At 31.5% G+C, this 6752-nt stretch carries 4 protein-coding genes and 1 pseudogene; 4 read left to right on the forward strand and 1 reads right to left on the reverse strand.

Going from position 1 to position 6752, the window contains the following annotated elements; all coding sequences use genetic code 11:
- Nucleotides 1-44: 44 nt before the first annotated feature.
- A pseudogene (locus RMO83_RS15170) lies at nucleotides 45-626 on the reverse strand (response regulator transcription factor); the annotation flags it as partial.
- A gap of 181 nt (nucleotides 627-807) precedes the next feature.
- On the opposite strand from RMO83_RS15170, the gene RMO83_RS15175 reads away from it, so the two are divergent.
- The 4 genes from RMO83_RS15175 to RMO83_RS15190 all read left to right on the forward strand — a co-directional run.
- Nucleotides 808-3588, forward strand: a complete 2781-nt coding sequence (locus RMO83_RS15175) for an outer membrane beta-barrel protein (protein ID WP_310560544.1) — start codon at nucleotides 808-810, stop codon at nucleotides 3586-3588.
- A gap of 99 nt (nucleotides 3589-3687) precedes the next feature.
- Nucleotides 3688-4833, forward strand: coding sequence for a hypothetical protein (locus RMO83_RS15180; protein ID WP_310560545.1), 1146 nt, complete (start codon nucleotides 3688-3690; stop codon nucleotides 4831-4833).
- A 151-nt stretch (nucleotides 4834-4984) separates the two neighbouring features.
- Nucleotides 4985-5326: a T9SS type A sorting domain-containing protein gene (locus tag RMO83_RS15185; RefSeq protein ID WP_310560546.1), complete on the forward strand. Its 342-nt coding sequence runs from the start codon at nucleotides 4985-4987 to the stop codon at nucleotides 5324-5326.
- Between the two features lie 112 nt (nucleotides 5327-5438).
- Nucleotides 5439-6752: lamin tail domain-containing protein (locus RMO83_RS15190; protein ID WP_310560547.1), on the forward strand; the 1314-nt coding region annotated here is incomplete at its 3' end.

The raw sequence follows: 6752 nt of genomic DNA on the forward strand, positions 1-6752 counted from the left end.
GATGCCAGAAATGGACGGTATGGAAGCTTGTGAAAACATCAGGAAACTACCACTTCGTTACCCCAAACTTTGTCTAGAATGTCTTCACGCTTAAATACTTTTCCAGGTTTAGACGCCAGAAGGTAAAACAATTCAAACTCTTTTCGCGGTAATATAATTTCTATCCCTTCTTTAATAATTTTATATTCTTCTCTATTAATGATAATATCTCCTAAATCTAAATTTTCAGAATTAGATTCAGTATCTTTTAATCTTCGCAACAAAGCTTTTACTTTACTTACTAAAACTTTTGGTTTTATTGGTTTGGTTATATAATCATCGGCGCCAGCATCAAAACCAGCAACCATGGAATAATCTTCACTTCTAGCGGTTAGAAAAGTGATAATAACATTACTTAATTCTGGTAGTTTCCTGATGTTTTCACAAGCTTCCATACCGTCCATTTCTGGCATCATAACATCCATTATTATAAGGTTTGGAATGTGCTTTTTGGCTTTGGCTACAGCTTCTCTCCCGTTTTCGGCAGTAAACACTTGATATCCTTCTTGAGACAAATTATAACCTACAATTTCTAGAATATCCTGTTCGTCATCAACTAACAAAATTTTAATGTCTTTCTTTTTCATAAATGAAATGAATAATTTTTTGTATGTAAATGTAATTATATTTTGAATGAAAAGATTATTGTAACACAAATTTAATCTCTTAACCTTGAGTTAACTTAATAAAAATACAATGATAACTTGAAGGTAACAAAAAATTTACCTTACGAGAGTTTCTTTGCATCGAATTAAACACAACTACAAAATGAATTTCAAATTAACATTTTTAATGTTTTTTATAACCCTTTTTTCTTTTGCTCAAAAGGCAACTATAACTGGTGTTATTTCAGACAAAGATTTAAATAACGAACCGCTTCCATTTGCTAATGTAAATGTAAAAGGAAAATCTATAGGAACTACAACCGATATAGCTGGAAAATATAAATTAGAAGTACCTGCTGGAAATCATGTTTTGGTTTTTAGTTTTCTTGGGTATCTATCCAAAGAAGTAGCCGTTTCAGTTAGTGCTTCTGAAACAAAACAGATAAATGAATCTTTAGGTTCAGGAAGTGTTAAAATGGAAGATGTAGTGGTTAAAACTACACAAAAAGGTCGTGAAAAGGAAAGTGCTTTGTTATTAGAACAAAAAAATGCTGTAGAAATCAAACAAAGTATCGGGGCTCAAGAATTATCAAGAAAAGGAGTTGGTAATGTTGAACAAGGCGTTGCAAAATTATCTGGGGTTTCTAAAGTAGCCGATAGAGGTTTGTTTATTAGGGGTTTAGATGACAGGTATAATTATTTACAAATTAATGGATTGAACTTTATTCCTTCTGATCCAAATCTTAAAACCTTACCATTAAACTTTATACCAACAGACATAGTAAGAAATATAGATGTTTTTAAAACATTTAACTCTTCGTTATACCAAGATTTCGCTGGAGCTTCTATAAATGTTTGGACTAAAGATATAACTTCAAAACCATATACTAAAATATCTATAAGTACAGGTTTAAACTCACTAACTACTTTTAAAGATATCAAATTAGCAGATCAAAACGGAACGCATTTTTTTGGTTTTGCAGGACAGAGTCAAGCCATTCCTAAAGTTTTTAATGACAACACTCGAACAGGATATGCTGCAACTCCAGTTGAATCTAAAAACTTGTTTGACTCATCTTGGACGCCAGAGAGAACTAAAGCTCCGCTTAGTGTAGGGACTAGTATTACAAATTCTGATTCTTTTACTCTTGAAAATGATAAAAAAATAGGCTATATATTTAACTTAAATTTCAATAACTCTTACTTATCACAAACAGGAAAACGAAGAAATTTAAATTCGTCAGGTGATGCTTTTAAAGATTTTGACGTTGCTAATTCAACTTATTCTACTCAAAAATCTGGATTAGCGAGTGTTAATTTTAAAAAACCCGATAGCTTTAGCTTTTTACTGAATTTTATTTATTTACAAAATTCTGAAAACGCAATTAATGAGATTCAAGGTGAAAATACAGACTTTATAACCATAAATAGACCTTTCTTTTTAAGAGATAGTAAATATGTTGAAAACACATCGTATGGAGTACAACAACTAGGGACCATTTTTTTAAAAAACAAAAAACATACATTTGATTATGGTATTGCTGCAACTATAGGAAAAAACGACATGCCTGATAGAAAAGTACTTATTACTGAAGGGGTAGGTGAAAATGCAGATTTTATTACTTTTGGAGGTGCCAATCCCTTCAGATTTTATTCTATGTTAGACAATGTAAATGTAAATGGAAAATTAGAATACGAACTAAAGATAGGAGAAAACGACAATAACAAAGCCAAACATATATTTAAAATTGGATATAATGGTGATATGTCGAATTACGATTTTTTTAATAGAACTATTAGAACAAATACAAGTTCTCCATTGTCATCTACAACAATTGATACCAATAATCCCCAAGATTTTTATGATGCAAATTCAAATAATTTGTTTTATTCAAGCGCTCCAGACCCAACCTATAAAGTTAAAATCTTACAATATATAAATGCAGGGTTTTTAAATTACAATCGAAATTGGAATAAATTATCTGTTGATATTGGCGCAAGGGTAGAATATCTATTTAGAGAAACAAAATCTAGAACAGAATTAATGACTGTCAATGATAAATTTAAGAAGAAAGAATACGAACCATTAGATATTAATCCAGTTTTAAATATTAAATATGAAGTTAACGACAAATCAAATTTACGATTTACTGCTTCTAAAACATCCACAAAACCTAGATTTAGAGAAATCCTTCCTTTTAGATTTCAAGATGGTGATGGAAATTTTAGTGTTGGTAATCCAGACTTAAATAATACACAGAATTACAATATTGATTTAAAATATGAACTTTTTCCAACCCAAGGAGCATTATTTGCTGGAACACTTTTTGGAAAACGCATAGAAGACCCAATTACAAGATTGCTTGAAGGGACTTCAACAGGATTTTTAACAAAATATGTAAACTTTAATGAAGCTACTCTTTACGGAATCGAATTAGAATCCGCCTTTAATTTATCGTTATTATTTAAAGAATCCGTTATAGCAGATCGTTTTACCTTAGGAGTAAATACGATTTACATGAAATCACAAGAAAAAGCTGATCCAAAAGAATTTCCGGCAATTACCTCAACAAATAGATCTCTCCAAGGAGCATCAGATTTTATTTTGAATACAGATATTGTGTATGATTTGGTAAAAAATGAAAAAGTTGAATCTAAATTATCTTTTATCTACAATACATTTTCAGATCGAATCTATGCAGTTGGAACAGACAGTGCTGCAGATATTATTCAAAAACCTATAAATATGTTGGATTTTACTTGGAGAAATACTTTTGTAAAAAAATATCAATTAAACTTAACAGTTAAAAATATTTTAAATGCTGATATTTTGGCCACTCAAAATCCTACTAAAACAATTGCTAACCCTTCACAATTTAGTAATGTAAGTAATTCATTAACACAAGGAGTTAATGTAGGTTTAGAATTTTCATATACTTTTTAAGTAGTTTTTTAGAGATAAATCTTTAACTGTAATGTAACCTTATTTTAACGTTGTATTGCATAAATCATAATAAATTTGTTCAACTTTTAAACACACACAATGAAAAATCAATTTTTGAAAATTACAGCAATTTTAGTATTAGCACTTGCTATTGGATGCGGATCAGACGACGATGGAGGTACGATTGTACCAGTTACTCCACCAATTACAACACCTACATTACAAGGAACAGTTTTACAAGGGAATATTACATCAAACTTAAATGTATTATCAGGTAGTTACACATTAAAAGGTGTCGTACTAGTAAAATCGGGTGTTACATTAACTATTCAACCAGGAGTAACTTTTACAGTTTCAACCGCTGATCAAGCAACAGGAGCAAATTATTTACAAGTTGAACAAGGAGGTAAAATTATTGCAGAAGGAACTGCATCTTCACCAATTGTATTTACAGCACAATCAGCAGCAGTTGGTGCTTGGGGTGGAATTATAATTAATGGTAAAGCTAGAATTAACGTAACTGGTGGCACCGAGATAGCAGAAGCTGGAGGCTTAATTTATGGAGGAACTGATGACTCTGATAATTCAGGATCATTAAAATATGTTAGAGTAGAATATGCGGGTGCTGCAATAACTGGTGGTACTGCAGAGTATAATGCATTTTCATTTTTCGGAGTTGGCTCTGGAACAATTTTAGAAAACTTACAAGCTTACAATGGTGCTGATGATGCATTTGAATTTTTTGGAGGTTCTGTAAATGCTACAAATCTAGCTGCATTTGGATGTGAAGATGACAATATAGATTGGGACAGAGGTTACAGAGGAACTTTAAATAATATTTGGATTAAACAACCAACAAATGGAGATTTTGGATTTGAGTGTTCTAATCTACCAGTAGAATTTAATAACTCACCTAGATCTAACCCTACTGTAAATAATGTTACTATTGTAGGTTCTGGAAATGTTACAAAAGCAGCATTTAATTTTAAAGAAGGAACAGCAGGAATTATTACCAACGTTGTTGTTACAAATGCAGGTTATGGTGTTGATTTAAGAAATCAATTAACTCAATTTCAAGATGCATCTTTAAAAATAAATAATGCTAATATTACGTTCTTAACTGCTTTAACAAGAAACGGGATAAGTGGTAACACAACAGATATTAGTTCTATTGTAGCTACTTCTACTACTTCTACTGGTGCTAATGTTACTCCATTTAATAATGGTACTTGGTTAAGAAATTAAATACATATTTCAATATACCCAAAAACGCTCCAACTCTTGGAGCGTTTTTTTATGGTACACTTTTTGTTATTTACTAATAAAACAAAAAATTAAGCACCATCACTATTTTTTGAAATAAAATATTTATACCTTTACATTATTATTGAATCAAATGGCTAAAAACTACTTTTATAGTACAATCTTACTACTTTTATTTTCTTTAGGACTTCAAGCCCAAGAAAGTAAAGACGCTGTTTTTGGTTCAAAACTACAAGAACAACCTTTCGAGAATTTAAGCATTTACCCAAATCCTGTAACTAGCGGCAAACTGTACATCAACTCTAAAACAACTGCTGCAAAAGAAATAGAGATATTTGACATACTAGGCAAAAAAGTTTTTCAAGCCACCATAACCACCAAGGAGCTCAATATTACAGCCCTTACTACAGGTGTTTATATTATTAAAATTAAAGAAGGAGAGTACAGAGCCACTAGAAAACTAGTAATCAAATAGTTGCAATAACGGCTCTTCTAAAAACTTAATAATTATTTTACATTACTTTCTTTTCTAATACAGAAATTACAAACTATATTTGTACCCTAATTTATTTTAAAAAATATATAAAATGAAAAAAATTTACTTGTTTACAATCCTTTTCACACTACTTTCAGGATTGACTTCAAATGCTCAAGTTGTAATTAGTGAAGTATTTGGTGGTGGAGGTAATGGTGGTGCAACGATTAAACATGATTTTATCCAGTTAAAAAACACTGGTTCTAGCGCTGTTACTTTCAGCAATTGGGCTGTTCAGTATGCGTCAGCGGCAGGAACCGCATGGGCTAAAACTGATATTGTTGGTCCAGTTACATTAAATCCAGGACAATATTATTTGATTAGACAAGCAGCTGGAACAGCTGGAACGGATATATTGAATCATGATTTAAGTGGTTCATTAGCAATGAGTGGTGCTTCAGGAAAAGTAATTTTAACAAATACTACAACTGCGTTAACGGGTGCTCAACCAACAGGTTCAAATATTGTTGATGCTGTGGCTTTTGGAATTGTTAATACTGCCAATCAATTGGAAGGAGTTTCTACAGGAGGTACAACTACAGTATTAACATCTACAACTTCTGCAAGAAGATTGAACAACGGCTGTACCGATACGGGAAATAATTTAACTGATTTCTTACAAGCAACTGTAGTAGCTCCAGCTTCATCAGCTGTTACAGAAGTTTGTTCAAACAGTCCAATAATTGCAATTACTTCTCCTGCAAATTTAGCCACATTTTCGCCAGAAACTGCAAATGTAAATGTAACATTGAACGTACAAAATTTTATAATTCCAAGCGGAACTAATCAGATAAGATATACTATAAATGGAGGAACACCAGTAGTAAAAAATGACACAACACCTATTGTTATTCCAACTATGGCAGGTACTACTTATGTAATTTTTGTAGAATTAATACAAGCATCTGCACCATTGAGTCCTGTTAAAAATGCAACTGTAACATTTACTATTGCGGATTATATTGTTGTTGCTAATTTATCAGCCTTAAGAGCGGACGTTACTGCTAATGGAATTGGTAAATACTACCAACTTTCTTCAAACCCAATAGTTTCTTATGCTAGAACAGCGCGTAACCAAAAATATATACAAGATGCAACTGCTGGAGTATTAATTGATGATAATGCTGCTACAATCACAACGCCAATGGTAATTGGTGATGCAGTAGCTGGATTAAAAGGACAATCAGTATTTTTTGCAGGGATATTACAAATTGTTCCTACAGTTAACGCAACTGTAGCTTCAAACTCAAATACTGTTACAGTACAAGATGTAACTTTAGCTGATTTTCAAACTAATTATGCCAATTACGAAAGCGAAATGGTGCGTATAACTGATAATGTTTCTTTTCCAGGAACTAATGTTAAT

The sequence above is a fragment of the Flavobacterium sp. genome, from assembly GCF_031423415.1.
In the GTDB taxonomy this organism is placed as follows: Bacteria; Bacteroidota; Bacteroidia; order Flavobacteriales; family Flavobacteriaceae; genus Flavobacterium.

Bases quoted from the DNA above. Each gene is read 5' to 3' on its own strand.
- RMO83_RS15185 (WP_310560546.1), top strand. From the start codon at position 4,985: ATGGCTAAAAACTACTTTTATAGTACAATCTTACTACTTTTATTTTCT.
- RMO83_RS15175 (WP_310560544.1), top strand. From the start codon at position 808: ATGAATTTCAAATTAACATTTTTAATGTTTTTTATAACCCTTTTTTCT.
- RMO83_RS15180 (WP_310560545.1), top strand. From the start codon at position 3,688: ATGAAAAATCAATTTTTGAAAATTACAGCAATTTTAGTATTAGCACTT.